General features: G+C 65.2%; 24 protein-coding genes. 12 read left to right on the top strand and 12 right to left on the bottom strand.

What is annotated here, in order from left to right; genetic code table 11:
• The first annotated feature begins 77 nt into the window (after positions 1-77).
• A complete protein-coding gene (locus QCE69_RS09260; RefSeq protein WP_309917176.1) occupies positions 78-1,340 on the top strand; it encodes an MFS transporter in 1,263 nt (420 codons plus the stop codon).
• A 62-nt stretch (positions 1,341-1,402) separates the two neighbouring features.
• On the opposite strand, the gene QCE69_RS09265 is transcribed toward QCE69_RS09260, so the two are convergent.
• From QCE69_RS09265 to QCE69_RS09285, 5 genes are all read right to left on the bottom strand, one after another.
• Positions 1,403-3,313 (bottom strand): propionate--CoA ligase, encoded by a 1,911-nt coding sequence (locus QCE69_RS09265; RefSeq protein ID WP_309930391.1) that lies wholly within the window; start codon positions 3,311-3,313, stop codon positions 1,403-1,405.
• A gap of 87 nt (positions 3,314-3,400) precedes the next feature.
• A complete protein-coding gene (locus tag QCE69_RS09270; protein ID WP_309930393.1) occupies positions 3,401-3,868 on the bottom strand; it encodes a hypothetical protein in 468 nt (155 codons plus the stop codon).
• Positions 3,869-3,882: 14 nt separating this feature from the next.
• Positions 3,883-4,170 (bottom strand): hypothetical protein, encoded by a 288-nt coding sequence (locus QCE69_RS09275; protein WP_309930394.1) that lies wholly within the window; start codon positions 4,168-4,170, stop codon positions 3,883-3,885.
• Positions 4,171-4,306: 136 nt separating this feature from the next.
• The gene (locus QCE69_RS09280) at positions 4,307-5,059 is read right to left on the bottom strand and encodes a 5'-methylthioadenosine/adenosylhomocysteine nucleosidase (RefSeq protein ID WP_309930396.1); all 753 of its coding nucleotides are present in this window, start codon (positions 5,057-5,059) and stop codon (positions 4,307-4,309) included.
• Complete coding sequence (locus QCE69_RS09285; protein WP_309917193.1) at positions 5,056-7,428, bottom strand: UvrD-helicase domain-containing protein; 2,373 nt, start codon at positions 7,426-7,428, stop codon at positions 5,056-5,058. Before QCE69_RS09285 ends, QCE69_RS09280 begins: the two co-directional genes overlap by 4 nt.
• A gap of 173 nt (positions 7,429-7,601) precedes the next feature.
• Between QCE69_RS09285 and QCE69_RS09290 the strand changes: the two genes are divergently transcribed.
• Both QCE69_RS09290 and galU read left to right on the top strand, forming a co-directional pair.
• Positions 7,602-10,469 carry a valine--tRNA ligase gene (locus tag QCE69_RS09290; RefSeq protein ID WP_309917196.1) on the top strand — a complete coding sequence of 956 codons (2,868 nt, stop codon included), beginning with the start codon at positions 7,602-7,604 and terminating at the stop codon, positions 10,467-10,469.
• A 73-nt stretch (positions 10,470-10,542) separates the two neighbouring features.
• Positions 10,543-11,424 (top strand): UTP--glucose-1-phosphate uridylyltransferase GalU, encoded by an 882-nt coding sequence (galU, locus tag QCE69_RS09295; RefSeq protein ID WP_309917199.1) that lies wholly within the window; start codon positions 10,543-10,545, stop codon positions 11,422-11,424.
• 96 nt (positions 11,425-11,520) lie between these two features.
• On the opposite strand, the gene QCE69_RS09300 is transcribed toward galU, so the two are convergent.
• On the bottom strand, positions 11,521-11,748 hold the full coding sequence (locus QCE69_RS09300) for a sulfurtransferase TusA family protein (RefSeq protein ID WP_309808949.1): 228 nt from the start codon (positions 11,746-11,748) through the stop codon (positions 11,521-11,523).
• 323 nt (positions 11,749-12,071) lie between these two features.
• Here QCE69_RS09300 and QCE69_RS09305 point away from each other — a divergent pair, with 323 nt between their 5' ends.
• The gene (locus tag QCE69_RS09305; protein ID WP_309930397.1) at positions 12,072-12,452 is read left to right on the top strand and encodes a type II toxin-antitoxin system RelE/ParE family toxin; all 381 of its coding nucleotides are present in this window, start codon (positions 12,072-12,074) and stop codon (positions 12,450-12,452) included.
• Positions 12,449-12,784 (top strand): XRE family transcriptional regulator, encoded by a 336-nt coding sequence (locus QCE69_RS09310; protein ID WP_309930399.1) that lies wholly within the window; start codon positions 12,449-12,451, stop codon positions 12,782-12,784. Before QCE69_RS09305 ends, QCE69_RS09310 begins: the two co-directional genes overlap by 4 nt.
• A 14-nt stretch (positions 12,785-12,798) precedes the next feature.
• On the opposite strand, the gene QCE69_RS09315 is transcribed toward QCE69_RS09310, so the two are convergent.
• The 3 genes from QCE69_RS09315 to QCE69_RS09325 are packed head-to-tail and all read right to left on the bottom strand — an operon-like array spanning position 12,799 to position 15,681.
• Positions 12,799-13,815, bottom strand: a complete 1,017-nt coding sequence (locus QCE69_RS09315; RefSeq protein ID WP_309930400.1) for a Gfo/Idh/MocA family oxidoreductase — start codon at positions 13,813-13,815, stop codon at positions 12,799-12,801.
• Complete coding sequence (iolG, locus tag QCE69_RS09320; protein ID WP_309917210.1) at positions 13,812-14,816, bottom strand: inositol 2-dehydrogenase; 1,005 nt, start codon at positions 14,814-14,816, stop codon at positions 13,812-13,814. The genes QCE69_RS09315 and iolG overlap by 4 nt, the downstream gene beginning before the upstream one ends.
• Entirely contained in the window at positions 14,806-15,681 is an 876-nt protein-coding gene (locus tag QCE69_RS09325; protein ID WP_309917213.1) for a MurR/RpiR family transcriptional regulator, read from the bottom strand. The genes iolG and QCE69_RS09325 overlap by 11 nt, the downstream gene beginning before the upstream one ends.
• 230 nt (positions 15,682-15,911) lie before the next feature.
• Here QCE69_RS09325 and QCE69_RS09330 point away from each other — a divergent pair, with 230 nt between their 5' ends.
• From QCE69_RS09330 to iolB, 7 genes are all read left to right on the top strand, one after another.
• Complete coding sequence (locus tag QCE69_RS09330; protein WP_309808963.1) at positions 15,912-16,964, top strand: sugar ABC transporter substrate-binding protein; 1,053 nt, start codon at positions 15,912-15,914, stop codon at positions 16,962-16,964.
• Positions 16,965-17,128: 164 nt separating this feature from the next.
• Positions 17,129-18,295 (top strand): ABC transporter permease, encoded by a 1,167-nt coding sequence (locus tag QCE69_RS09335; RefSeq protein WP_309930402.1) that lies wholly within the window; start codon positions 17,129-17,131, stop codon positions 18,293-18,295.
• A 10-nt stretch (positions 18,296-18,305) separates the two neighbouring features.
• Positions 18,306-19,094 (top strand): ATP-binding cassette domain-containing protein, encoded by a 789-nt coding sequence (locus QCE69_RS09340; protein WP_309917219.1) that lies wholly within the window; start codon positions 18,306-18,308, stop codon positions 19,092-19,094.
• Between the two features lie 10 nt (positions 19,095-19,104).
• Positions 19,105-21,096: a bifunctional 5-dehydro-2-deoxygluconokinase/5-dehydro-2-deoxyphosphogluconate aldolase gene (gene iolC, locus QCE69_RS09345; protein WP_309930404.1), complete on the top strand. Its 1,992-nt coding sequence runs from the start codon at positions 19,105-19,107 to the stop codon at positions 21,094-21,096.
• Positions 21,093-23,012 (top strand): 3D-(3,5/4)-trihydroxycyclohexane-1,2-dione acylhydrolase (decyclizing), encoded by a 1,920-nt coding sequence (iolD, locus tag QCE69_RS09350; RefSeq protein WP_309930405.1) that lies wholly within the window; start codon positions 21,093-21,095, stop codon positions 23,010-23,012. Before iolC ends, iolD begins: the two co-directional genes overlap by 4 nt.
• Complete coding sequence (gene iolE, locus QCE69_RS09355) at positions 23,003-23,905, top strand: myo-inosose-2 dehydratase (RefSeq protein ID WP_309930407.1); 903 nt, start codon at positions 23,003-23,005, stop codon at positions 23,903-23,905. The genes iolD and iolE overlap by 10 nt, the downstream gene beginning before the upstream one ends.
• Positions 23,902-24,708, top strand: a complete 807-nt coding sequence (iolB, locus tag QCE69_RS09360; RefSeq protein ID WP_309930410.1) for a 5-deoxy-glucuronate isomerase — start codon at positions 23,902-23,904, stop codon at positions 24,706-24,708. Before iolE ends, iolB begins: the two co-directional genes overlap by 4 nt.
• A 153-nt stretch (positions 24,709-24,861) precedes the next feature.
• On the opposite strand, the gene QCE69_RS39515 is transcribed toward iolB, so the two are convergent.
• From QCE69_RS39515 to QCE69_RS09375, 3 genes are read right to left on the bottom strand one after another with little or no spacing between them, the layout of a single operon-like run.
• On the bottom strand, positions 24,862-25,242 hold the full coding sequence (locus QCE69_RS39515) for a FitA-like ribbon-helix-helix domain-containing protein (protein ID WP_409021176.1): 381 nt from the start codon (positions 25,240-25,242) through the stop codon (positions 24,862-24,864).
• The gene (locus tag QCE69_RS09370; protein WP_309930411.1) at positions 25,148-25,858 is read right to left on the bottom strand and encodes an ABC transporter ATP-binding protein; all 711 of its coding nucleotides are present in this window, start codon (positions 25,856-25,858) and stop codon (positions 25,148-25,150) included. The genes QCE69_RS39515 and QCE69_RS09370 overlap by 95 nt, the downstream gene beginning before the upstream one ends.
• Positions 25,855-26,595, bottom strand: a complete 741-nt coding sequence (locus QCE69_RS09375) for an ABC transporter ATP-binding protein (protein WP_309931615.1) — start codon at positions 26,593-26,595, stop codon at positions 25,855-25,857. Before QCE69_RS09375 ends, QCE69_RS09370 begins: the two co-directional genes overlap by 4 nt.
• Positions 26,596-26,600: the final 5 nt, after the last annotated feature.

Consider the following 26,600-nt stretch of genomic DNA (forward strand, 5'->3'; position numbering starts at 1 on the left):
GAAATTCAGTCAGCGCATAAATGGCCGACTTGAAACAACAAAAACAGAGACGATTCCGCTTACCTCAGCCATTCACCATGCAAACCAGCATCGACAAGGGCGCGTTGTCGCCCGCCGGCGCGACGGCCGGCACTTCCGATACCCAGACGGCCAAGCCCGTGGCCGCCGCGCAGCGCACCGTCTATTCGGTACTCGGCGCAATCAGCTTCTCGCATCTGCTGAACGACATGATCCAGTCGCTGATCCTGGCCATCTACCCGATGTTCAAGAGCGAGTTCGCGCTCTCGTTCGGGCAGATCGGCCTCATCACGCTGACCTACCAGATCACCGCGTCGCTGCTGCAGCCGCTCGTCGGGCTTTATACCGACAAGCATCCCAAGCCTTACTCGCTGCCGGTGGGCATGGGCTTCACGCTGGCGGGGCTGCTGCTGATGTCAGTGGCGGGCAGCTTCGGCATGCTGCTGGTGGCGGCGGCGCTGGTCGGCTGCGGCTCGTCGGTGTTCCATCCGGAATCGTCGCGGGTGGCGCGCATGGCCTCGGGCGGCAAGCACGGCCTCGCGCAGTCGCTGTTCCAGGTGGGCGGCAATGCGGGTTCGTCGCTCGGACCGCTGCTTGCCGCGCTCATCATCATTCCGCACGGCCAGCGCAGCATTGCGTGGTTCTCGGCGGCGGCGCTGGTCGCGATGTTCGTGCTGGCCAACATCGGCCGCTGGTACAAGCGTCATCCCGCCACGAAGAAAGGCCGCGCGCAGGTGCAGCACGCCACGCTGCCGCGCAAGACCGTCATCATGGCAATGAGCGTGCTCGTGCTGCTCGTGTTCTCGAAGTACTTCTACCTCGCGAGCATCAACAGCTACTTCACCTTCTATCTGATCAACAAGTTCGGGCTGTCGGTGCAGTCGGCGCAGATCCATCTGTTCGTGTTCCTCGCGGCGGTCGCGGCGGGCACGGTGGTTGGCGGGCCGATCGGCGACAAGGTCGGACGCAAGGCGGTGATCTGGGTGTCGATTCTCGGCGTCGCGCCGTTCACGCTGCTGATGCCCTATGCGAACCTGTTCTGGACCAGCGTGCTGTCGGTGATCATCGGGCTGGTGCTGGCGTCGGCGTTCTCGGCCATCCTGGTGTATGCGACCGAGCTGATTCCCGGCAAGGTCGGCATGGTCGCGGGTCTGTTCTTCGGCTTTGCGTTCGGCATGGGCGGCGTGGGCGCCGCCGTGCTCGGCCAGCTGGCCGATGCGACGAGCATCGAGTTCGTCTACAAGGTCTGCGCGTTCCTGCCGCTGATCGGCGTGCTGACGGTGCTGCTCCCGAAGACGCATGACGAGCATGCGAAGGCTTGATTGACGCGGTTGATGCGTGCTGATGACGGCGGGCGCTTGCGCCCGCCGTTTGCATTGGCGCCTCAGGAGCCCAGCGCCTCCCGCACCTGCGCCAGCGCGCCCGGATCTTCGATGGTCGGCAGTTCGCCCGGATCACGCCCTTCCGCCAGCGCCGCAATCGCGCGGCGCAGCAGCTTGCCCGAGCGCGTCTTCGGCAGCATCGTCACGAAGTGCACACGCGCCGGACGCGCGATCGCGCCCAGTTGCCTATCCACCGCGCGGCACAACTCGGCTTCCATCCCGTCGCGCGCGCCCGGCGCCTCGATGCACGCCGCGTCGCGCAGCACGACGAAAGCCGCCGCCGCCTGTCCCTTGACCGCATCGGCGATGCCGACCACCGCCACCTCCGCGACCGCCGCGTGCGCCGACAGCGCTTCCTCGATCTCCCGCGTTCCCAGCCGATGGCCCGCGACATTGATCACGTCGTCAGTGCGTCCGAGGATCGACACATAGCCGTCTTCGTCCTGCACGCCCCAGTCGAAGGTCGAGTAGACGAGCTGGTTCGGCACGCTGTTCCAGTAGGTATCGACGAAACGCTGGTCGTCGCCCCACACGGTCTGCATGCAGCCCGGCGGCAGCGGATAGTCCAGCGTGACCACGCCCTTTTCGCCCGGCGCGCATTCGTCGCCGGTTGCCTCGTTGCGCAGCTTGAACCCGAAGCCCAGCGACGGCACGCCCGGCGAACCGAGCTTCGACGGCAAGGCCTCGATGCCGCGCGGGATCGCGATCATCGGCCAGCCGGTTTCGGTCTGCCAGTAGTTGTCGATGACGGGCTTGTGCAGCGCGCCCTGAATCCAGCGCGCCGTGGGTTCGTCGAGCGGCTCGCCGGCCAGGAACAGCGTGCGCAGGCTCGACAGGTCGTAACGCTCCATCAACGCCGGGTCCTGCTTCTTGAGCACGCGGATCGCGGTGGGCGCGGTGAACATCAGATTGATGCCGTACTGCTGCACGAGCCGCCACCAGATGCCGCCGTCGGGACGGATGGGCGTGCCTTCGTACATGACGGTCGTACAGCCGGCGATCAGCGGCGCATAGATGATGTAGCTGTGTCCCACCACCCAGCCGATGTCGGAGGCGGTGAACATCGTGTCGCCGGGCTGACCTTCGAAGATGTGCTCCATCGACGCGGCGAGCGCCACCGCATAGCCGCCGACGTCACGCTGCACGCCTTTTGGCCGGCCGGTCGTGCCGGAGGTATACAGCACGTAGGACGGCTCGTTGGCTTCGAGCCATTCGCACGGCACGTGGGCGTCGAAGTAACGCTCGCGCAGTGGTTCGTAGGCGACGAGATAGCTCGCTTGCAGACGCTCCGGCGCCAGTTGCCGGTCGATCAGCAGCACCTGCGGCACCTTGAACTGCGCGCGCGAGAGCGCCTCGTCGACGAGCGGCGTGTAGTCGATCACCCGGCCGCCGCGCGCGCCGGCATCCGCCGTGACGATGAGCGCGGGCTCGGCATCGTCGATGCGCGCGGCCAGGTTCGGCGCCGCGAAGCCGCCGAACACGACCGAATGAATCGCGCCGAGACGCGCGCAGGCGAGCATCGCGAAAAGCGCTTCGGGGATCATCGGCAGGTAGATCAGCACGCGATCGCCCTTCTTCACGTGCAGCGAACGCATGACGGCCGCCATGCGGTTCACTTCGGCATGCAGCTCGGCGTAGGTATAGCGGCGCTCGATGCCCGTTTCCGTCGATACGTACACCAGCGCGTCCTGCTCCGCGCGCGAGGCCAGATGGCGGTCGACGGCGTTATGACAGAGATTGGTCCGGCCGCCGACGAACCAGCGCGCGAACGGCGGACGGCTCCGGTCGAGCACCTGCTCGAACGGCGTCTGCCAGTGGATGCGGCGGGCCTGTTCGGCCCAGAAGTCTTCAGGTTGCTCGATCGACCGGCGATACGCTTCTCGGTAACTCGGCATGCGCGTCGTCCTCTGCAAGGCGGCTTTTTGGCTCCTCAGGATAGAGCAGCCGTAAAACCCCTGCTAGACAGGGCGCGCCCTGATCGGTTCCGGGCGCGGCGCGCTTCAGAGCGCCTTGCTGCGCGCGCGCGTCGCGGGGAACGGCACCGCCGCGGGCGCGGAATGCTTGAGCAGCACGGGCGCGAGTTCGCCCGCCACCCGCAGGCTCGACACGACGACCGTGCGCACGCCGCAGCCTTCGGTCAGCGCGCGCTGCTTTTCGCGGGTTGTCGCGCGCGCCTCGATGCGCGGCTCCACGACGATCAGCCCACGGCAGAAGGTGGCGAGCACCGCGCGATGGGTGCGCATCCACGCGGCGCGCAGGCGGACGTCGTCGGCGGACTCGCGCTCGTCGTGCTCGACGGCCAGCACGAACGGCGTCGCGAGCGCCAGCAGGCGGCTCATCTGCGCGCTCCACGCGAACGCATACCCGGTCCGCACAGCGCGCGGCCGCAGCCGCACGAACGGAAAACGGCTGGTGTCGAAGAAACGCTCGTCGAGCACGAGCGACGGAATTTCGACGGATCTCGTCACGGAATCGGCGGCATTCACAGCGGTTTCGGACTCCAGTAGTTCAATGCGGCGATCAGGCTCGGCCAGCGCGAAAGCCGCGGCACCACGCGCCGTTTCGATTGTGCGGCGCGTTTCGGGCGGCGCTCGGAATGAGCGTGCGTTGGGTTCGCGGCGGCTTCGCTCCACGCGCGGCGCGTCGTGTCGAGCACGCGCTCGGCATTCACCGATACGGCGCATGCGTCACTGCGTGTTTCCCGCTCGTCCGTCGCGCAGGCGGGGCTGGCCGCGCCCGCCGCACCGATGGCGGTGAAATCGTTGGTCATGGTCTCGAGACCTCCCGTTTTGTTGCCTCAGGTTCTGGGAAGTCATTGTATTGAGAATCATTCTCAACTACAAGCGGGATTTGGCCAATCCGGGAGAAATGCGGGAAAGCCCTGCCCGTCCAGAGCAGGGCAACGTTCAGCGGCTGGCGGGCAGAAAGCGCGCAACGATACCCGACGACCAGGTCGCGGCGATCGCCCTCAGGAACTCGACGAAGGAGGTGGGCGCGGCGGCGTCGGCGGTATCGGAGATGGTGCGCACGACGGCGCACGGCACGTCGTGCTCGAAGCAGACCTGCGCGAGCGCCGCGCCTTCCATTTCGACGGCGAGCGCATCCGGCAACGCGTCGCGCAAGGCAAGCAGCGCGTCATGGCTGGCGATGAAGCGATCGCCGCTGATGATCAGCCCGCGATGCACGCGCGGCACAGCGATGCCGAAGCGGTCCGCGAGCGCGGCGCCCTGTTCGGCCACGAACGACGCGGCCGCGACGGCAAGCGCGTTGCCCAACGCGGCATCGGGCTCGAAACGCGCGCGTTCGAGCAGCGGCACTTCATAGCGCGGAAACAGCGGCGAGGCGTCGAGATCGTGTTGCAGCAGCGCATCCGCGACGACGATGTCGCCCACGTTGACATCGCCCCGCACGCCGCCCGCGACGCCCGTGAAGACGATGGCATCGACGTCGAAGACGTGGATCAGCGCGCTGGCCGTCGCGGCCGCCGCCACCTTGCCGATGCGCGCCAGCGTCACGACGACCGGCACGCCATGCGCTTGGCCAATGTGATACTCGCGCCGCCCGAGCGTCACCGTGCGGAAATCGCCGGCCGCCTGCATCCGCGCGATCAGGTCGCCCAGTTCCTGCGGCAGCGCGGCCATGATGCCGAGCCGCTTCATTCGACGGCCTGCAGCTTCGCGACCGCCAGCGCGAGCCATTTCTCGCCGTGGCGCTTGAAGCGCACTTGCGCGCGGGCATCGCCGCCGGCGCCTTCCAGCGCGGTCACGGTGCCTTCGCCGAACTTCGTGTGGAATACGGCCTGACCGACCTTGAAGCCGGCGTCGGCGGCGCGCTGCTCGTTGGCGAACGACGGCAGCGCCGCGCCCGAGGCCTGCTGGTCGCGCGCATACGACGAACCGCCGCGCTCCTGGCCGGGCCGCGCGAACCAGTCGCGGCCCCAGCCGGCGTTGTCGGAGCGGCCGCCCCAGCGCGCGCCCGCCTCGACCTTCGGCGTGAGCCACTTGAGCGTGCCTTCGGGCAGTTCGTCGAAGAAGCGCGAGCGGATGTTGTAGCGGGTCTGGCCATGCAACATGCGGCTCTGCGCGAACGACAGATACAGCCGCTCCTTGGCGCGCGTGATCGCCACGTACATGAGGCGCCGCTCTTCCTCCAGTCCGTCCGATTCCTGCGCGCTGTTCTCGTGCGGAAACAGCCCTTCCTCCAGCCCGGTGATGAACACCGCCATGAATTCGAGGCCCTTGGCCGCGTGCACGGTCATCAGCTGGACCGCGTCCTGGCCGGCCTGCGCCTGGTTGTCGCCGGCTTCGAGCGAGGCATGCGACAGGAAGCCCGCGAGCGGCGTCATCGTGTCGGGATTCTGCGCGGGGTCGGCGATGCCGGGCGCGTCGAGCACTTCGATCTCGCCGTCTTCGCTCACCGCCGCGATCTCCGGCGCCGCCGTCGCGCCCGGGCGCAGCGGAATGGAACGCGCCGGGGTGTCGAGACCGTAGCCTTCCTCGCTCACGAACGCCGCCGCCGCGTTCACGAGTTCCTGCAAGTTTTCCAGCCGGTCCTGACCTTCGCGCTCGGTCTCGTAGAACGCCGCGAGACCGCTCGCGCGCACCACGTACTCGACCGTTTCCGGCAGGCTCATCTGCTGCGTCTCCGCGCGCATCTTCGCGACCAGCGTCGCGAACGCGCCGAGGCTCGAACCCGCCTTGCCGGTGACGTAGGGCACGGCCGCGGCCATCGAACAGTTATAGAGACGCGCCGCGTCGGCGACCTGCTCGATGGAACGCGCACCGATACCGCGCGTCGGGAAATTGACGACGCGCGCAAACGCGGTGTCGTCGTTCGGGTTGTCGATGAGGCGCAGATACGCGAGCGCGTGCTTCACTTCCTGGCGCTCGAAGAAGCGCAGGCCGCCATACACGCGATACGGAATGCCCGCGTTCACCAGCGTGTGCTCGATGGTCCGCGACTGCGCATTGCTCCGGTACAGCACCGCGATCTCGCCGCGCGCCGCGCCCGCATGGATCAACGCCTTGATTTCCTCGACGATCCAGCCCGCTTCCTGCGAATCCGTGGCCGCCTCGTAGACGCGCACCTGCTCGCCGTGTCCCGCGTCGGTCCGCAGGTTCTTGCCGAGCCGGTTGGCGTTGTTGGCGATCAGATAGTTGGCCGCGTCGAGAATATGCCCGTGCGAGCGGTAGTTCTGCTCCAGCTTGATCAGGTTGCGCACGCGGAACTCGCGCTCGAAGTCGTGCATGTTGCCGACATTCGCGCCGCGGAATGCGTAGATGGACTGGTCGTCGTCGCCGACCGCGAAGATCGCGTTGTGCTCGCCCGCCAGCATCTTGAGCCACGCGTACTGGAGCTTGTTGGTGTCCTGGAACTCGTCGACGAGGATATTGCGGAAGCGCGCCTGGTAATGCGCGCGCAGCGGCGGATTGTGCGCCAGCAGCTCGAAACAGCGCAGCAGCAGTTCCGGGAAGTCGACCACGCCCTCGCGCTGGCATTGCTGCTCGTAGGCCTGATAGAGCTCGACGAACTTGCGGTTGAAGTCGTCGGTGGCATCGACGTCCTTCGGCCGCAGCCCCTGTTCCTTCGCATTGTTGATGAAGTACTGGAGATTCTTGGCCGGATACTTCTCGTCGTCGATATTCAGGCCCTTCATCAGCCGCTTGATGGCGGACAGCTGATCAGCGGTGTCGAGGATCTGAAAGGCCTGCGGCAGGCCCGCATCGCGGAAATGCGCGCGCAGCATGCGGTTGCACAGCCCGTGGAACGTGCCGATCCACATGCCGCGCGTGTCGATGGGCAGCAGCGCCGAGAGCCGCGCCATCATTTCTTTCGCGGCCTTGTTCGTGAAGGTGACGGCCAGCACCGTGGGCGGCGACGCATAGCCCTGCTGGATCAGCCACGCGATGCGGGTGATGAGGACGCGCGTCTTGCCGCTGCCGGCGCCCGCGAGAATGAGCGCGGACTCGTCGGGCAGCGTCACGGCGGCGTGCTGTTCGGGATTCAGGTTGGCGAGCAGTTCGGGCATGGAAAAAGGCGGCGCGGAGGGGTCGAGGCAAGCCGGTCATTATAAGACCGCGCTGCCGGCGACGTTCGGGGGCACGGGCGGCGCGCTCGGCCGAATTCGTCCGATGGCCCGTGCCGAACCTTATAATTGGCGATTCTCCGCATCTTTTCACGCATTTTTCGGCAGATTCCACCATGAGCGACAGCACGCTTGCCAAGAGCTTCGAGCCTCAGCAGATCGAATCCCAATGGGGCCCGGAATGGGAACGACGCGGGTACGCCGCCCCCACGTTCAAGGAGGGCGCGAAGAACTTCTCCATCCAGTTGCCGCCGCCGAACGTCACCGGCACGCTGCACATGGGGCACGCGTTCAACCAGACCATCATGGATGGCCTGACGCGCTATCACCGCATGCTCGGCGAGAACACGCTGTGGGTGCCGGGCACCGATCACGCGGGCATCGCCACGCAGATCGTGGTCGAGCGCCAGCTCGACGCCCAGGGCATCTCGCGTCACGACCTCGGCCGCGAGGCGTTTCTCAAGCGCGTGTGGGCGTGGAAGCAGCAGTCGGGCTCGACCATCACGAACCAGGTGCGGCGCCTGGGCGCGTCGATCGACTGGTCGCGCGAATACTTCACGATGGACGACAAGATGTCGGCCGCCGTGCGCGATGTCTTCGTGACGCTCTACAAGCAGGGCCTCATCTATCGCGGCAAGCGCCTGGTGAACTGGGATCCGGTGCTCGGCACCGCTGTCTCGGACCTCGAAGTGGTCAGCGAGGAAGAAAACGGCAACCTCTGGCACATTTCCTATCCGCTGCCGGACGGCTCGGGTCATCTGACGGTCGCCACCACGCGGCCTGAGACCATGCTCGGCGACACTGCCGTGATGGTGCATCCGGATGACGAGCGCTATCAGCATCTGATCGGCAAGACGGTGGTGCTGCCGCTATGCGACCGCGAGATTCCGGTCATCGCCGACGAATACGTCGATCGCGAATTCGGCACCGGCGTGGTGAAGGTCACGCCCGCGCACGATTTCAACGACTACGCCGTGGGCCAGCGCCACACGCTGCCGATGATCGAGATCCTCACGCTCGACGCGAAGATCAACGACAACGCGCCCGCGAAGTATCGCGGCATGGACCGCTTCGACGCCCGCAAGGAAGTGGTGAAGGATCTCGAAGCGCTCGGCCTGCTGGAATCCGTCAAGCCGCACAAGCTGATGGTGCCGCGCGGCGACCGCACCGGCGTGGTGATCGAGCCGATGCTGACCGACCAGTGGTTCGTCGCGATGAGCAAGGCCGCGCCGGAAGGCACGTTCAATCCGGGCAAGTCCATCACCGAGACCTCGCTCGATGTCGTGCGCAGCGGCCAGATCAAGTTCGTTCCGGAGAACTGGACCACCACGTATTACCAGTGGCTCGAGAACATCCAGGACTGGTGCATCTCGCGGCAGCTGTGGTGGGGCCACCAGATTCCGGCGTGGTACGGCGAGAACGGCGAGATCTTCGTTGCGAAGACGGAAGACGAAGCCCGCGCCGAAGCCGACGCGCAAGGCTACACAGGCGCGCTGCGCCGCGACGAGGACGTGCTCGACACGTGGTTCTCGTCGGCGCTGGTGCCGTTCTCGTCGCTCGGCTGGCCGAACGAAACGCCCGAACTGAAGGCGTTCCTGCCCTCCTCCGTGCTCGTGACGGGCTTCGACATCATCTTCTTCTGGGTCGCCAGAATGGTGATGATGACCACGCACTTCACCGGGAAGGTGCCTTTCGACACCGTCTATGTGCATGGCCTGGTGCGCGACGCCGAAGGCCAGAAGATGTCGAAGAGCAAGGGCAACACGCTCGACCCGATCGATATCGTCGACGGCATCGGTCTCGAGGAGCTGGTCGCCAAGCGCACCACGGGCCTCATGAATCCGAAGGCCGCCGCGCAGATCGAGAAGAAGACCCGCAAGGAATTCCCGGAAGGCATTGCGCCATTCGGCACGGACGCGCTGCGCTTCACGATGGCGTCGATGGCCACGCTTGGCCGCAACGTCAACTTCGACCTCGCGCGCTGCGAGGGCTATCGCAATTTCTGCAACAAGCTGTGGAACGCCACGCGTTTCGTGCTGATGAACTGCGAAGGCCACGACTGCGGCTTCGCGAACCCCGGCGCGTGCAAGCCGGGCGATTGCGGCCCCGGCGGCTACACGGATTACTCGCAGGCGGACCGCTGGATCGTCTCGCTCCTGCAGCGCACCGAGGCCGAAGTCGAGAAGGGTTTCGCGGATTACCGTTTCGACAACGTCGCCAGCGCGATTTACAAGTTCGTATGGGACGAGTACTGCGACTGGTATCTGGAACTGGCGAAGGTGCAGATCCAGACCGGCACCCCAGAACAGCAGACGGCCACGCGGCGCACCTTGCTGCGCGTGCTGGAGACGGTGCTGCGCCTCGCGCATCCGGTCATTCCGTTCATCACGGAGGCACTGTGGCAGAAGGTGGCACCGCTGACGGACGCCTTCCCGGCAAACGCGCAGGAAGGCGAAGTGTCGATCATGACCCAGCCCTATCCGCGCGCCGAGCAGAAAAAGATCGATGAATCGTCTGAACAGTGGGCAGCCGAACTGAAGAGTGTCATCGATGCGTGTCGTAATCTGCGTGGCGAGATGAATCTGTCGCCGGCCACCAAGGTGCCGCTGCTCGCGCACGGCGACGCGGCGCGCTTGGCTGCGTTTGCGCCGTATGTCGCGGCGCTGGCGCGTCTGTCGGAGGTGAAGATCATCGACGACGAAGCCGCGCTCGACCGCGAGGCGCACGGCGCGCCGGTGGCGATCGTCGGCGGCAGCAAGCTGGTGCTGAAGGTGGAGATCGATGTCGCCGCCGAGCGCGAGCGTCTCGGTAAGGAAGTGGACCGTCTGAGCGCCGAAATTGTCAAATGTAACGCGAAGCTGGGGAATGAAAGCTTTGTTTCAAAAGCGCCGGCGGCTGTCGTGGAACAGGAGCGGAAAAGGCTGGCAGAATACGAAGCCACGGTTGCGAAGCTTCAGGCCCAATTATTGCGGATGGCTGTTTGATTCGGGATCTGGATTTCGGGCCCCTTCAGTTATCTCGACGTTCAAGTGTTTTTAAGAGGATCAGGGTTATCACATGCTAAAAGTTACCAAAGCGGTATTCCCCGTCGCGGGTCTGGGCACGCGGTTTCTTCCCGCGACCAAGGCCAGCCCGAAGGAAATGCTGCCTGTCGTTGACAAGCCGCTGATTCAATATGCGGTCGAGGAAGCGATGGCGGCCGGCATTACCGAAATGATCTTCGTGACGGGCCGCAGCAAGCGTGCCATCGAGGATCACTTCGACAAATCCTATGAGATCGAGGCCGAACTCGAAGCGCGCGGCAAGGCCAAGCTGCTCGAACTCGTGCGCAGCATCAAGCCGAGCCATGTCGATTGCTTCTACGTGCGTCAGGCCGAAGCGCTCGGTCTGGGTCACGCGGTGCTGTGCGCCGAGAAGCTGGTGGGCGACAACCCGTTCGCCGTGATCCTCGCGGACGACTTGCTGTACGGCAAGCCGCCCGTCATGTCGCAGATGATCGAAGTCTTCGACCACTATCACAGCTCGGTGATCGGCGTCGAAGAGATTCCGCCGGAAGACTCGAAGTCGTACGGCATCATCGACGGCAAGGAGTGGGAAGACAACATCTTCAAGCTGTCGGGCATCGTCGAGAAGCCGGAGCCGGCGGTGGCGCCGTCGAACCTGGGCGTGGTCGGCCGCTATGTGCTGAAGCCGCGTGTTTTCGATCACATCCGCGCGCTGAAGCCGGGCGCGGGCGGCGAACTGCAACTGACGGACGCGATTCAATCGCTGCTGTCGGATGAGCAAGTGCTCGCGTACAAGTATCACGGCACGCGTTTCGATTGCGGCAGCAAGCTGGGCTATCTGAAGGCGACCGTCGAATTCGCGCTGCGCCATCCGGAAGTCAAGGCGGAATTCGAAGAGTATCTGCGCAATCGCGCGCCGATTCTCGAAGGCTGAAGCCGCGGTTGAGCGCTTCGCGTGGGTTGAGCGGTTTGTAAATGAAAGGCCCGTCACGGTGTGACGGGCCTTCTGCTTTCTTGCGGTCCTGGCTTTTTAACGCCGCCGCATGAGGAAGACGAACGTCTTGTCCTGCGCCGTTGCCTCGACAATCTCGTTGCCTGTCTGCTTGGCGAACGCGGCGAAATCGCGCTGCGATCCCGGATCGGTGGCCAAAACCTTCAGGATCTGACCGCTCGTCATGTCGGCGAGCGCCTTCTTCGCCCGCAGAATCGGCAACGGACAGTTGAGCCCGCGCGCGTCGACTTCCTTGTGAACTTCCATCGCGATTGAACCTTTGTGTGTGGCTGGGGTGAGTGCGCTCTGATCGAAGGATTTTAACGTAGTGGGCATCCGTCCACCGTGGGCGATCCCGGGCAAAAGCATACCGCCGCCTCCGACCGCGCCTCCTTCGCCCACCAGCAGGCTGATGGGCAATGCCTGAGGCCTCAACCAACATCGCTGCGCCTTTCGCTCAACCTCTCCCTTCAGGTTGAGATTTGTCTCGTTCATGCCGTACTGAAATCCCGATAAATCCGACTCGGTCATCGGCACATCCCTTCCCTGCTGTCCCGCGTGAGTTGATCACGTCCGACTCGGGTCTCCGCTTGAAAATCGCCCGTTTACGTATAAATTTTTATACAACGCACCAGGAGAAAGCACTCCGCTGGCTTGGTTCGTCATTTCACGACCTGCTTGACTTCCCCGCAGCCGCGCGCCGCGAAGCCGGCTTTCAACTCGGTCGTCCGCAGTTTGGGCTCGACCCGGAGGACTGGAAGCCTTTCGACGCCCTCGGTCCTGGCGCACGCAAGATCCGTATCCGAGACCCGAGCGGAGCGTATTGCGTGATGTCCGTGGCGAAACTCGAGGAGGCGGTCTATGTGCTGCACTGCTTCAAGAAGAAATCGCAGGAGACGTCTCAAAAGGATAAGGAGATTGCGACGGTGCGCTACCGCGCGATTGCTAGCCAGAGGAAAACCTCATCATGAAAAAAGTGGATACGAGCGTTCGGCACATAACTAAACCCGGCACCAACCTGTTCGTCGAGCTAGGTTTCCCGCCGGACGAAGCACGACACTACCAAGCCGAATCGCTGGCCTTGATCGGTCAGACGCTGGAACTGAAAGAGCAGTTGATGAGCGAACTCGCCTTATGGATCGAAGCTCATCATTTGAAACAGGCTGAAGCCGCAGACATCCTGCACGTCACGCGGCCCCGCGTCTCGGACGTAGTGAACAAGAAATCAAGCAAATTTTCGATCGACACACTCATCGAAATGCTGGCGAGAGTGGGCAAACCGGTCAGGCTGGTCATCGGTTAGAAACGAACCCCAGTTCAAACCTCCACCCCCCGCCCCTCCTCGAACGCCCGCCTCAACGCCACCCCGATGCGCGTCGCCTCGCGCGCGTCATCGAGCGTGAGCCCCGTCTGCGTGCCCCCCCGCAACATCCCCACAAACGCCCGCGCTTCGCGCAGAAACGCGTCCTCGAAGCGCTCGAAGAACGTCGGCGTACATGCATTGCGCATGCCGTGCCCATCGGCGATCTCGACGCGGTTCAACCGCGGATTGCGCCCCACCGACAACGCCCCCTTCGTGCCGATCACCTCAGTCTGCGTATCGTGCCCATGCGCCATCGTCCGCGATGCATACAGCACCGCCAGCCGCCCGCCGTCGAACTCGATGGTGCCCACGCCGTTATCGATGTCATTGCACGCCCGCAAGCCCTCATGAATCGCAATCGTGCCGCTCGCATACACGCGCTTCGCCTTCGGATTACCAAGCAGCCAGCGCGCGAGATCGATATCGTGAACACTGCAATCGAGGAACAGCCCGCCCGACGTCGGCGCAAACCGCACGAAGAAACCATCAGGATCGTTCATGTCGCAGGTCTGCGAACGCACCATGAACGGCCGTCCGATCGCACCGTGCGCCACCTGATCGAACGCATCGCGATAGCTCGCATCGAAGCGCCGCACGAAGCCGATCATCACGTGCAGATGCGGATGACGCGCATGTTCCTCGATCACCGCGTCGCATTCCGCGAGGTCCAGCGACAGCGGCTTCTCACAGAACACATGCTTGCCCGCGCGCAACGCGGCGATGATCTGCGTCGCATGCAGCGAGGTCGGCGTGACGAGCCACACCGCATCGATATCCGGGCTGGCGAGCAACGCATCGTAGTCCGCATGCAGCGCCGTCTCGGGCAGCCGCTGCCGCGCCCACGCGCGCTCTTCCTCCACCGGGCTGCACGCGGCGACGAGCCGCGCCCCCGGCACATGCCACGCGAGATTGTCCGCATGGCGGCGGCCCAGCCGTCCCAACCCCACGATTCCGCAACGCACGGCGCTCATGTGGCCTGCTCCCCAAGCCTGACGATGCGCTTCTCACGCCAGGACAGCGTGGCGGCTTCGGCGAGTTCGAGCGCCTTCAGCCCGTCGGCGACGGTCGTGCGCACCGGCTTGCCATGATTGATCGCATCGAAGAAATGGGCGATCTCGGCCGCATACGCCGCGCGATAGCGCTCCAGAAAGAACGCCTCGGGTTTGTCGTTCGATACCGCGGCCGCCGTGTACGCCGTGACTTCAGTCGGCCGCACATTGCCCGCCTGCAGCATGCCCAGACTGCCGAGCAATTCGAAGCGCTGATCGTAGCCATACGCCGCGCGCCGCGCCGTGTTGATCTGACACAAGCGGCCACGCTTCGTACGGATCGTGACGGCGGTCGAATCGATGTCGCCGGCCTCGGCGATGGCCGGATCCGAGAGACAACTGCCGGTGGCATGCAGCGTGTCGGCTTCGTCGTCGAGAATCCAGCGGAAGATATCGAAGTCGTGAATCAGCATGTCCTTGAAGATGCCGCCCGAATGCGCGATGTACTCAACCGGCGGCGCACCCGGATCGCGGCTCGTCACGATCAGCATCTCGGGCTCGCCAATCTCGCCGGCATCGATGCGCGCCTTCAATGCCGAGAAGGTCGGATCGAAGCGCCGCTGGAAGCCGATCATGCAGACCACGCCGGCCTGCTGCACGGCGTCGGCGCACGCGCGCGCACGGTCGACCGTCAGATCCACCGGCTTCTCGCAGAACACATGCTTGCGTTGCGCCGCCGAGGCGAGGATCAGGTCGGCATGCGTATCCGTGCTCGAACAGATGACCGTCGCGCCGACCGATGCATCGCCCATCGCGCCGTCGATATCGGCGGCCATCGCGCCGTGCTCCTTCGCGAGCGCGGCGGCCGCCTCGCGATTCACATCGACGACATACTTCAACCGCACGCCCGGCTGCCGCGCCAGATTCGCCGCGTGAATCCTGCCGATGCGCCCTGCCCCGAACACCGCCACGTCAATCGTCATAGCCGCTTGTCTCCTTGGATTCCTCGACGTTCAATTCGAGCCGGTACGCGAGCGCGATGAACAACGCCTGGCACAGGCAAATGGTGCTCGTGAGCGAACGGAACGCAAACGCGCTGCCTTCCTTCACGAACAGACTCGCGCTCGCGTGACGCGCGAGCGGCGAAAGCTGGCTGTCGGTGATGACGAGTGTCTTCGCGCCGTGATGCTGCGCGGCGCGCACGCAATACTGCGTTTCCTTGCCGTAGGGCGCGAAACTGATCGCGATCACCACGTCACTCTTCTTCACGCTGCGGACCTGTTCGCGGAACATGCCGCCCAGTCCTGAAATGAGATGCACGCGCTTGCGCGTGTGCTGCAACGCATACACGATGTAGCTCGCCACCGCGAACGACCGGCGCACGCCGATCACATAGATGTTCTCCGCCTGCGACAGCATCTCGACAGCGGCTTCGAACTGCGCGTCATCGAGGCCGGCTTCGAGCTCGGACAGGCCGGTGCGGCTCGCCGCGATGAACTCGCGCGCCACCGACACGCCCGAAGCCTCGCCGGCTTTCTCGTCGATCAGCTTGCGGATGCGCTCCTGATAGCTCTGCGGCGATTCACCGCCCGCATAAGCCTGCCGGAACACGGCCTGCAAATCCGAAAAGCCTGAGAAGCCGAAGCGCTGCGCAAAACGCACCACGGCGGAGGCATGCACGCCGCAGGCGGCCGCGATGTCGCTGGTGCGGTCCATCATCACGCTGCTGCGATGCTGCTCGATATACGTCGCCACGCTCTTCAACTGACGCGGCAGCGAATCGTAGGCGTCGGTGATCCGTTGCATCAGTTCCTCGACGCCCTGCACTTCGTTGCTGGTCTCTTCCATGTCCACGCTCGTGTTATGCGCGCCGGATGCCGCGCGCCGTGCAACCGATTATAGGAACGGCGGAAGCAAATTGGAATGTATTTTCCATTTGAATCGCGGGTGAAATATCTATTGCAGACGCTTGGAAACTGACCTACTCTTGGTCCTGAACGCGACGTTCGGGCGGTCAGAGCCCGGCGCCGCGTTCGCCAAAACATCACACCAGACAACAACCGAGATAGGTGGAGACAATGACCTTTTGCAACGGTCGGGCCGCGCTGCGCGCGCTGGCGGCTGCTGCTGCGTTGTGCAGCGCGGCGTGGATGTCGGCAAGTCCTGCTCAGGCAGCGCCTGACGCGAAGTTCGTGTTGATCAGTCACGCGCCGGACTCGGATTCCTGGTGGAACGTCATCAAGAATGCGATCAAGCAGGCGGATGAGGACTTCAACGTACAGACCGATTACCGCAATCCGCCGAACGGCGACATCGCGGACATGTCGCGGCTGATCGAGCAGGCGGCGGCGCGCAACTATGACGGCGTCATCACCACCATCGCGGACTTCGACGTGCTGAAGAGTGCAATCAGCAAGGTCACGGCGAAGAAGATTCCGCTCGTGACGATCAACTCCGGCACGGAAGAACAGAGCGCGCAACTGGGCGCGATCATGCATATTGGCCAGCCGGAATATGTGGCGGGCAACGAGGCCGGCAAGAAGGCGAAGGCCGCGGGCGTGAAGTCGTTCCTGTGCGTGAACCACATCGCCACCAATACGGTTTCCTTCGATCGCTGCAAGGGCTTCGCGGATGCACTGGGCATCGACTACAAGGCCTCGACCATCGACTCGGGCCAGGACCCGACCGAGATCCAGTCGAAAGTCTCCGCCTATCTGCGCAACCATCCGGACACGCAGGCGATCCTGACGCTCGGACCGACGCCCGCCTCGGCCACGCTCAAGGCCGTCACGCAAATGGGCCTGCAAAACAAGATCTACTTCGTGACCTTCGACTTCTCGGATGACATCGCGAAGGGCATCAAGGACGGCACCATCAAGTTCGCGATCGACCAGCAGCCCTACTTGCAGGGCTACATTCCGGTCGCGGTGCTCGCGGTGGTTCACAAGGAGCACACCACCGATCCGGCGAAGATCCGTCAGATCCTCGAAGCCAATCCGAAATTCAAGGCACGCCTCGAAACCTACGGTTTGCAGCCCTCGTATGGCCCGAAGAATATCCGCTCGGGCCCGGGCTTCATCACCAAGGAGAATCTCGACAAGGTCGTGAAGTACGCCGGTCAATATCGTTGACCGTCACCTGACCTGTTTCGGGCAGCCGTCCTGGACTGCCCGCTTTTATCCGCTCGACCCGTCTCCCCCGCCACCCTTCATGGACGCGGGTGGAGACGCGCAACTCGCCACAGGATCGAAGTCAGTCTCGACGTCAGCGTCGTTGTCAGCATCAAGGAGCCATCATGGGCGTAGCCGGCAAGCATTACCCTCTCCACGCGAACCCGCATCAGGACACCGTCGACACACCTGACACGGTCAAGCCGTCCGACGAACGCGTGCGCCGCCAGTCGTGGTTCGGCCATCTGCTCAACCGCCCGGAATTCGCCGCCATCTCCGGCACCGTGCTGGTGTTCCTCGTGTTCGGCTTCGGCGCGGGTTCATCGGGCATGTTCAACCTCGACGGCGTGATGAACTGGTCGCAAGTCGCCGCCTATCTCGGGCTGCTCGCCGTGGGCGCGTGTCTGCTGATGATCGCCGGCGAGTTCGACCTGTCCATCGGCTCGATGATCGGCTTCGCCGGCATGATGGTCGCGCTGCCCGCCGTGTATCTGCACTGGCCGCTGTCGCTCGCGATCCTGTTCGCGTTCGTCACGTCGATGCTGCTCGGCGCGCTGAACGGCTATCTCGTGATGAAGACGCGCCTGCCGTCGTTCATCGTCACGCTCGCGTTCCTGTTCATCCTGCGCGGCCTCACGCTCGCGCTCTCGATCATGTTCGCGGACCGCACCATCATCTCCGGCGTCGGCGATCTCGCCCAGAGCGATCCCGTCGCCAACACGCTGTTCCATGGCGTCGCGCTGCACGGCGTGTTCACGTGGCTTGCGCACATGGGCGTCGGCAAGCTGCTCGACAGCGGCGAACCGCTCGTGCCCGGCATTCCGAAGGTCATCATCTGGTGGTTCGCGCTCGCGGCAGTCTGCGCGTTCGTGCTCGCCAAGACCCGCTACGGCAACTGGATCCTCGCCGTCGGCGGCGATTCAAATGCCGCGAAGAATGTCGGCGTGCCGGTGCGGCGCGTGAAAATCTCGCTGTTCGTGCTCACCGCGTTCTGCTCGTGCCTGTTCGCGGTGCTGCAAGTGTGCGACATCGGCTCGGCCGCGGCGGATCGCGGCCTGCAGAAAGAGTTCGAAGCGATCATCGCAGCCGTGATCGGCGGCACGCTGCTGACGGGCGGTTACGGCTCGGTGGTCGGCGCCTGTTTCGGCGCGCTGATCTTCGGCGTCGTGCAGATCGGCATCACCTACACGAACGTGAGCTCCGACTGGTTCCGCGTGTTCCTCGGCGTGATGTTGCTGCTCGCCGTGCTCTTCAACCACTACGTGCGCCGCCGCGTGTCGCAGGCCCAATGAGGAGGACATCATGAATGACGACAACATCCTCGCGCTCGAAAACGTCAGCAAGTACTTCGGCAAGGTGATCGCGCTGAACGGCGTCACCTTGCGGCTCAGGCGCGGCGAAGTGCACTGCCTGCTGGGCGACAACGGCGCCGGCAAGTCCACGCTCATCAAGACGCTGGCGGGCGTGCACGCGCCCTCGTCGGGCGACTATCTTGTCGACGGCAAGCCGGTCCGCTTCGAGTCGCCGAAGGACGCGCTGGATCTCGGCATTGCCACCGTGTACCAGGATCTCGCGCTGGTGCCGCTGCTGAGCGTGGCGCGCAATTTCTTCATGGGCCGCGAGCCGCAGAAAAAGCGCTTCGGCGTCTTCACGGTGATGGATCTCGATCTCGCCGCCGAGACCTCGCGCGCCAAGCTGGCCGAGATGGGCATCAACGTGCGCGATCCGCATCAGCCGATCGGCACGATGTCCGGCGGCGAAAAGCAATGCCTCGCGATTGCCCGCGCGATCCACTTCGGCGCGCGCGTGCTGATTCTCGACGAACCGACCGCTGCGCTCGGCGTGAAGCAGAGCTTCAACGTGCTGAAGCTGATCCACAAGGCGCGCGAGAAAGGCATCTCGGTGATCTTCATCACGCACAACGTGCACCACGCCTATCCGATCGGCGACTCGTTCACGCTGCTCAATCGCGGCCGCTCGATGGGCACCTTCACGAAGGACACCATCAGCAAGAACGAAGTGCTCGACATGATGGCGGGCGGCGCCGAAATGCAGCAGATGATGAGCGAACTCGAAGGCGCGACGATCTGAGGACCCCGGCATGACCACACTCTCCCCCTCTCGTTTTGCTGCGGACCGCGAGCGCGACATCGTGTGCCTCGGGCGGCTCGCCGTCGATCTGTACGCGCAGCAGGTCGGCGCGCGGCTCGAGGACGTTTCGAGCTTCGCGAAGTATCTCGGCGGCTCGTCGGCGAACATTGCGTTCGGCTGCGCGCGGCTCGGTCTCTCGTCGTCGATGCTCGCGCGTGTCGGCAACGATCACATGGGCCGCTTCCTCACCGAAACGCTCGCGCGCGAAGGCTGCGATGTCAGCCATGTGCGCGTGGATCCGGAGCGGCTGACCGCACTCGTGCTGCTCGGGCTCGAAGACCGCGACACCTTTCCGCTGGTGTTCTATCGCGAGAACTGCGCGGACATGGCCGTCGACGAAGCGGATTTCGATGAAGCCTATATCGCGTCATCGAAGGCGCTGCTCATCACCGGCACGCACTTCTCGACCGAACAGGTGAACCGCACGAGCCGGCGCGCGCTGGAAGTTGCGCGGCGTCACCAGGTGCGCACGGTGCTCGACATCGACTACCGGCCCGTGCTGTGGGGACTCACCGGCAAGGCCGATGGCGAGACGCGCTTCGTCGCCAACGAAGACGTCACCGCGCACCTGCAACGCATTTTGCCGCTGATCGATCTCGTGATCGGCACGGAAGAAGAGTTCCGCATCGCGGGCGGCAAGGACCGCCTGACCGATGCGCTCGCGATGGTGCGCAAGGTCACCGGCGCGACACTCGTCGTGAAGCGCGGGCCGCTCGGCTGCTCGATCATCGAAGGCGAAGTGCCCGCTTCCATCGACGACGCCGCGGTGCACGGCGGCGTCGAAGTGGAGGTGCTGAACGTGCTCGGCGCGGGCGATGCGTTTGCGTCGGGCTTTCTCTCGGGATGGCTGCGCGACGCGCCGCTCGAAGCCTGTGCGCGCGCGGCGAATGCATGCGGCGCGCTGGTGGTGTCGCGGCACGGCTGCGCGCCCGCAATGCCCACGCCCGCCGAGCTCGACTACTTTCTAGCAACCGCGCAAGAGGATCCGGTTCGCATGCGCCGGCCGGATCGCGATGCGACGCTGGCGCGCCTGCATCGCGTGAGCCCGCGGCGCAAACCATGGGACGAAGTGCTCGGCTTTGCCTTCGATCATCGCAACCAGTTCTTCGATCTCGCACAGCAGACCGGCGGGAGCGAGACGCGCATCGCGACGCTGAAGAACCTGTTTGTCGAGGCCGTTGCCCAGACCGAAAAGGAGCATGGACTCGAAGGCCGGATCGGCGTGCTGATCGACGACCGCTACGGCCAGGATGCGTTGAACGCCGCGACGGGCCGTGGCTGGTGGATCGGACGTCCGGTCGAGTTGCCGGGCTCGCTGCCGCTGGTGTTCGACCATGGCCGCTCGATCGGCACGACGCTCGTGCAGTGGCCGCGCGAACAGGTCGCGAAGTGCCTCGTGCAGTATCACCCCGATCATCCGCACGAACTGCGGCTCGAACAGGAAGCGCAAGTGCGCGCGCTCTACGACGCCGTGCAGGAGAGCGGCCATGAGCTGCTGCTGGAAGTGATCGTGCCGAAGAACGGGCCGCCCGTCGCGGACGACACGGTGGTTCGCGCGTTGAAGCGCTTCTACAACCTGGGCATCTACCCCGAATGGTGGAAGCTCGAAGCGATGAACCCGCAGCAATGGCAAGCCGTCGATGCACTGATCGCCGAGCGCGATCCGTATTGCCGCGGTGTCGTGCTGCTCGGTTTGTCGGCGGGCGTCGAGCAGTTGCGCGACGCCTTCAGGGCCGCGGCGGACTCGGCGACCTGCCGGGGCTTCACGGTCGGTCGAACCATCTTTCATGAACCGAGCCGCGCGTGGCTCTCGGAGCAAATCAGCGACGACGAACTGATCACGCGCGTGCGGCATACCTTTGAAACGCTGATCGCGGCGTGGCGCGAGACGCGCGATTCGTCCGCGGCGTCCCTCCACACCCGACAGGAGCAGATCGCATGAACCAGCGAGCCACGCAACCGGAGACCGAGCTGTCGTCCACGGTTCGACTGACCGCCGCGCAGGCGGTCGTGCGCTATCTCGCGGCGCTGCGCACGGAGCATGGCGAGCCGCTGTTCGGCGGCGTGTTCGCGATCTTCGGGCACGGCAATGTCGCGGGGCTCGGCGAGGCGCTGTATCGACATCGCGACGAACTGCCGACCTATCGCGCGCACAACGAGCAGGCGATGGCGCACAGCGCAATCGCCTATGCCAAGGCGCACATGCGCCGCCGCATGATGGCGGTGACGACGTCCATCGGTCCGGGCGCGACCAATCTCGTCACCGCGGCGGCGCTCGCGCACGTGAACCGCCTGCCGGTGTTGCTGCTGCCGGGCGATATCTTCGTGTCGCGCGCGCCGGACCCGGTGCTTCAGCAACTCGAAGACAGCCACAACGGCGGCGTTTCCGCCAACGATGCGCTGAAAGCCGTGTCGCGTTACTTCGATCGCATCGTGCATCCGGCGCAACTGCTGAGCGCCCTGCCGCGCGCGATCCGCGTGCTCACCGACGCGGCGCAATGCGGCCCGGTGACGCTCGCGCTGCCGCAGGACGTGCAGGCGATGGCCTTCGATTACCCTGCGTCGTTCTTTGCGCCGCGTGTCGTCGAGTTTCATGCGCCGGCGCCGCTGCCGCGCGAGATCGAACGCGCCGCCGCGCTGCTGCGCGACGCGCGCGAACCGTTGATCGTGACCGGCGGCGGCGTGCTGTACGGTCAGGCGGCGGAGACGCTGCGCGCGTTCGCGCACCGCCACGGCGTGCCCGTGGCGGAGACCCAGGCCGGCAAGGGCGCGCTGGCGTGGGACGATGCGTTGAATGTCGGCGGCATCGGCGTGACGGGCGGCTCGGCCGCGAACGAACTGGCGCACGCGGGCGATTGCGTGCTGGCGGTCGGCACGCGGCTGCAGGATTTCACGACGGGTTCGAACACGCTCTTCAAGCAGGCGCGGCTGGTCGCCATCAACGCCAATCCGTTCGATGCGCTGAAGCAGGACGCCGTCGCCGTGCAGGCGGACGCGCGGCTCGCGCTGGAAGCCTTGTCGGCGGCGCTCGGCGACTGGCGCGCGGCGCCGCAATGGACCACGCGTGCGCATCGTCTCGCCGAGGACTGGCGCGCGACCGTCGCCCACGTGACGAACACGCCGCCCGACGCCGGCCAGTTGCCGCGCGAGGCCGATGTGATCGGCGCGGTGCAGCGCTCGGACGAGGCCTCGCCCACGGGCGATATCGTCGTGTGCGCGGCCGGCACGCTGCCCGCCGACTTGCAGAAACTGTGGCGCACGGGTGCGCCGGGCGGCTATCACGTCGAATACGGCTATTCGTGCATGGGCTACGAGATCGCCGGCGGCCTCGGCGTGAAGCTGGCGCGACCGGAGCGCGAGGTGATCGTGATCGTCGGCGACGGCAGCTATCTGATGATGAACAGCGAGCTCGCGACGTCCGTGATGCTCGGGGCCAAGCTGATCGTCGTGCTGCTCGACAACCGCGGCTTCGGCTGCATCAACCGGCTGCAACAGGCATGCGGCGGCGCGCCGTTCAACAATCTCATCGACGACTGCAGGCAAGGCGCGCTCGGTGCGCCCACGATCGACTTCGCGATGCATGCACGGTCGCTCGGCGCGCTGTCGGAACATGTCGCGAACATCGATGAACTACAGGCCGCGATGCAGCGCGCACGCGCCGCGGACCGCAGCTATCTGATCTCCATCGACACCGATCCCGCGCGGCCGACCGAAGAAGGCGGCTGGTGGTGGGAAGTCGCGGTGCCGGAAGTATCGGAACGCGCGGCGGTGGTCGTGGCCCGGGAAGCCTACGAGCGCGCGCTCAATGCGCGCGCCGGCGATGTACCCAAAAACGGTGAGGATCCGACATGTCCTTGAACGTACGTATCGGCGTCAATCCGCTGTCGTGGATGAACGACGACCTGCCTTCGCTCGGCGGGGAGACGCCTCTGTCTGTCGCGCTCGCGGAAGGCCAGCAGATCGGCTATGCGGGCTTCGAGCTCGGCAACAAGTTTCCGCGCGAACCGCAAGCCTTGAAGACGCTGCTCGCCCAGTACGATCTCGCGCTCGTGTCCGGCTGGTATTCGGGGCGGCTCGCGGCGCGCGGCGTCGAGGAAGAGATCGAAGCGGTGGGTCCGCATCTCGATCTGCTGGCGCAGAACGGCGCGACGGTGATGGTGTACGGCGAGGTCGCCGACTCGATCCAGGGCGCGCCACGGCCGCTGTATCAACGCCCGCGTTTCTTCTCCGATGCCCGCTGGAACGAATACGCCGAGCGGCTCGACCGCTTCGCCGCATACACGCTCTCGCGCGGCGTGCGTGTTGCCTATCATCATCACATGGGCGCATATGTGGAAACGCCCGCCGACGTCGACCGCCTGATGGCGCTCACGAGCGATGCGGTGGGCCTGCTGTTCGATGCCGGCCACATCACCTTCGCAGGCGGCGATGCGCTGACGGAACTGAAGAAGCACATCGGGCGCGTGTGCCATGTGCATTGCAAGGACGTGCGTCCGGAGATCGTGAAGCTCGCGCGCAACCGCAACTGGAGTTTTCTGGATGCGGTCATCAACGGCGCGTTCACCGTGCCCGGCGATGGCACGGTGGACTATCCGGCCATCATCGCGTGTCTGGCGGCGCATGATTACGCGGGCTGGCTGGTGGTCGAGGCGGAACAGGATCCGGTGATTGCGCCGAGTTACGCCTATGCGGAACGGGGCTATCGCACGTTGCGCTCGCTTGTCGACGGAATCTGCAAGGAGGCGGCATGAGCTTGCTGGTGAAGGCTTCGCGCGACGGCCAGACGATCGCGCGCGTGACGCCCGCTTCGGCGGGGTGGAAGCATGTGGGCTTCGCGGCGTATCGCGTGAGCGCGGGCGACGTGCTGCATGTGTACGACGCAGACCGCGAGAGCTGCATCGTGGTGCTGACGGGCACGGTGAGTATCGAGGCGGGCGACGAGCACTGGCAGTCGATCGGCACGCGCGACAGCGTGTTCGAGGACGCGGCGCCGCATGCCGTGTACGTGCCGCCCAAGCTGGCGGCCATCGTGCGGGCGGAGCGCGATGCGGAGATCGGCGTGGCGAGCGCGCCGGCCAGGGGCGAATATCCGCCGCGGCTGATCGAGCCGGCGCAGATGAAGCGCTCGACGCGCGGCAAGGGCGCCAATACGCGCCATGTGTGCGACATCCTTCCGCAGACCGAGCCGGCGGAGTCGCTGCTGGTGGTCGAGGTGCGCACGCCGGGCGGACATGCGTCGAGCTATCCGCCGCACAAGCATGACCGGGACGCCGTGCCGGACGAGAGCGCGCTGGAGGAGACGTATTACCATCGGCTGGATCCGCCGCAAGGGTTTGCGTTCCAGCGCGTTTATACCGACGAGCGCGATCTCGACGAGACGATGGCCGTCGAGAATCATGATGTGGTGATGGTGCCGCGTGGGTATCATCCGGTCGTCGTACCGTATGGCTATGACAATTACTACCTGAACGTCATGGCCGGCGACAAGCGGACCTGGCACTTCAAGAACGATCCGAAGCATGAGTGGATCGTGGAGCGGGATAGCAAGGCCTAGGAAGCGGCGCAGGTGATGCCGCATGCCGTGGCATCCCTGCGGTTCATGTCTTCCGGGGTTGATGATCTCGATGCCGCAAGCGAGAAAGTCGTTGACGTTGCGCGTGGCAAGCATAGTCCCGCGAGAACGCACGACGGCGGCGATCACAAACGATCATTCATCAAGACCCAACGGCCCGCGAATGGGCTCACGTTTGGGCAGTTTGAGTTCAATGCCACCGAGGGGCTCGATGCGGCCGCGGATCGAATCAACCAGATTCCTGCCGATGCCGGGGCCAATAAAAAGCGCCGCACGCAATATTTCACGCGCCTCGTCTTCCATCGAACGGCCGTGCCGGGCTGCTTGCATACGCAGACGCGTTTCGAGTCGCTCGTCGATATTTTGGTTGCCCATGGCCACCACGTCGGCGTCCTCGTAACTGTGATGTGAGTCTTCGCATCTAGACAACAGGGCCGCTGATCGAGAGCCACTGCTGAACGATCTCAGTGCGCTGCATGAGCGTTTCCATCGGCCCTTCGAATTGCACCGCCCCATGTCCCATCACCGCGACGCGCGCATCGAGCGTCCGCGCGATGCTCAAGCGCTCTTCGATCAGCAGCATCCCCACCCCGCGAGCGCGCAGCAGCTTCAGGCACTCCGCCACCTGCGCAAGCACCTGCGGCGCGAGCCCTTCCCCGGGTTCGTCGATCACCACGAGTGACGGATCGCCCGCCAGCGTGCGGGCGAGCGCGAGCATCTGCTGTTCGCCTCCTGACAGCGCACCGGCCTTGACCTTCGCGCGTTCGCTCAGCACGGGAAACAGGCGGTACGCATCGTTCTGCGTGAAGCGCGTGCCGCGTCTCTCACCGAGCAGCAGGTTCTCGTGCACCGTCAGCGCGGGAAACACGTCGCGGGTCTCCGCCACGTAGCCGATGCCCAGCCGCGCAATCCGATGCGGCCGCATGCCGACCAGCGACACCTCCCCATAACGCATCTCGCCCGCGCACTGCACGAGACCCATGATGGCCTTCGCCAGCGTCGAGCGCCCCGAGCCGTTGCGGCCGACGAGCGCGACCACCTCTCCCGCCGCGATGCACAGATTCACGCCATGCAGCACCTGCGCCGCGCCATACCACGCGCGCAGGTTCTCGATGCGCAACGCGGCGCTCATGGAATCACTCCGCCGAGATAGGCCGCCCGCACATCCGCATGGACGCGTATTTCGGCAGGCGTGCCGGTCGCGATCACGCGCCCGCGCACGAGCACCGAGATGCGGTCCGCGAGTCCGAACACCGCGTCCATGTCGTGCTCGATGACGAGCAGCGTGCGGCCTTCCGTGATCGCCCGGATCAACGCAAGCGCCCGCGCGGCTTCCGCGCGATTCATGCCGGCGGTAGGCTCGTCGAGCAGGATGAGCGGCGCATCGGTGGCGAGCGCGATGCCGAGATCGAGCGCGCGCTGCTCCGCGTAGGCGAGGCGCGCGGCGGGCTCATCGGCGCGGTTGGCGAGGCCGATTGCATCGAGCATCGCGCGGGCGCGGTCCTCGACCTGCCGCGACGGCCACCAGCGGTCGATCAGGCGTGACCCCGCCGCGCCCAACGCCGCGCAGCGCAGGTTGTCGAGCACCGACAGGCCGCCGAACACGCTGGTCGTCTGAAAACTGCGTGCGAGACGGCGCGCCACGCGCGGCGGCGAGCGGCCCGCGATGTCCACGCCCTGCGCCACGATGCGCCCGCCATCCGGACGCACGCGGCCCGAGATGAGATCGAAGAGCGTCGACTTGCCCGCTCCGTTCGGGCCGATCAACGCATGCCGCTCGCCTTGCGCGACGTGCAGATCGACCCCGCGCAGCACGTGGGTCGCCCCGAAGCGCTTGCTGACATCGTGCAACTCGAGCGCGGGGTTCATGGTGT

This window comes from Caballeronia sp. LZ032 (assembly GCF_031451315.1).
Lineage (GTDB): Bacteria > Pseudomonadota > Gammaproteobacteria > Burkholderiales > Burkholderiaceae > Caballeronia.

Excerpts from the sequence above, each read along its gene's own strand:
- QCE69_RS09260 (WP_309917176.1), top strand. The coding sequence starts at position 78 with ATGCAAACCAGCATCGACAAGGGCGCGTTGTCGCCCGCCGGCGCGACG.
- QCE69_RS09275 (WP_309930394.1), bottom strand. The coding sequence starts at position 4,170 with ATGACCAACGATTTCACCGCCATCGGTGCGGCGGGCGCGGCCAGCCCC.
- QCE69_RS09280 (WP_309930396.1), bottom strand. The coding sequence starts at position 5,059 with ATGAAGCGGCTCGGCATCATGGCCGCGCTGCCGCAGGAACTGGGCGAC.
- QCE69_RS09285 (WP_309917193.1), bottom strand. The coding sequence starts at position 7,428 with ATGCCCGAACTGCTCGCCAACCTGAATCCCGAACAGCACGCCGCCGTG.
- QCE69_RS09290 (WP_309917196.1), top strand. The coding sequence starts at position 7,602 with ATGAGCGACAGCACGCTTGCCAAGAGCTTCGAGCCTCAGCAGATCGAA.
- galU (WP_309917199.1), top strand. The coding sequence starts at position 10,543 with ATGCTAAAAGTTACCAAAGCGGTATTCCCCGTCGCGGGTCTGGGCACG.
- QCE69_RS09300 (WP_309808949.1), bottom strand. The coding sequence starts at position 11,748 with ATGGAAGTTCACAAGGAAGTCGACGCGCGCGGGCTCAACTGTCCGTTG.
- QCE69_RS09310 (WP_309930399.1), top strand. The coding sequence starts at position 12,449 with ATGAAAAAAGTGGATACGAGCGTTCGGCACATAACTAAACCCGGCACC.
- QCE69_RS09315 (WP_309930400.1), bottom strand. The coding sequence starts at position 13,815 with ATGAGCGCCGTGCGTTGCGGAATCGTGGGGTTGGGACGGCTGGGCCGC.
- iolG (WP_309917210.1), bottom strand. The coding sequence starts at position 14,816 with ATGACGATTGACGTGGCGGTGTTCGGGGCAGGGCGCATCGGCAGGATT.
- QCE69_RS09325 (WP_309917213.1), bottom strand. The coding sequence starts at position 15,681 with ATGGAAGAGACCAGCAACGAAGTGCAGGGCGTCGAGGAACTGATGCAA.
- QCE69_RS09330 (WP_309808963.1), top strand. The coding sequence starts at position 15,912 with ATGACCTTTTGCAACGGTCGGGCCGCGCTGCGCGCGCTGGCGGCTGCT.
- QCE69_RS09335 (WP_309930402.1), top strand. The coding sequence starts at position 17,129 with ATGGGCGTAGCCGGCAAGCATTACCCTCTCCACGCGAACCCGCATCAG.
- QCE69_RS09340 (WP_309917219.1), top strand. The coding sequence starts at position 18,306 with ATGAATGACGACAACATCCTCGCGCTCGAAAACGTCAGCAAGTACTTC.
- iolC (WP_309930404.1), top strand. The coding sequence starts at position 19,105 with ATGACCACACTCTCCCCCTCTCGTTTTGCTGCGGACCGCGAGCGCGAC.
- iolD (WP_309930405.1), top strand. The coding sequence starts at position 21,093 with ATGAACCAGCGAGCCACGCAACCGGAGACCGAGCTGTCGTCCACGGTT.
- iolE (WP_309930407.1), top strand. The coding sequence starts at position 23,003 with ATGTCCTTGAACGTACGTATCGGCGTCAATCCGCTGTCGTGGATGAAC.
- iolB (WP_309930410.1), top strand. The coding sequence starts at position 23,902 with ATGAGCTTGCTGGTGAAGGCTTCGCGCGACGGCCAGACGATCGCGCGC.
- QCE69_RS39515 (WP_409021176.1), bottom strand. The coding sequence starts at position 25,242 with ATGGGGCGGTGCAATTCGAAGGGCCGATGGAAACGCTCATGCAGCGCA.
- QCE69_RS09370 (WP_309930411.1), bottom strand. The coding sequence starts at position 25,858 with ATGAGCGCCGCGTTGCGCATCGAGAACCTGCGCGCGTGGTATGGCGCG.
- QCE69_RS09375 (WP_309931615.1), bottom strand. The coding sequence starts at position 26,595 with ATGAACCCCGCGCTCGAGTTGCACGATGTCAGCAAGCGCTTCGGGGCG.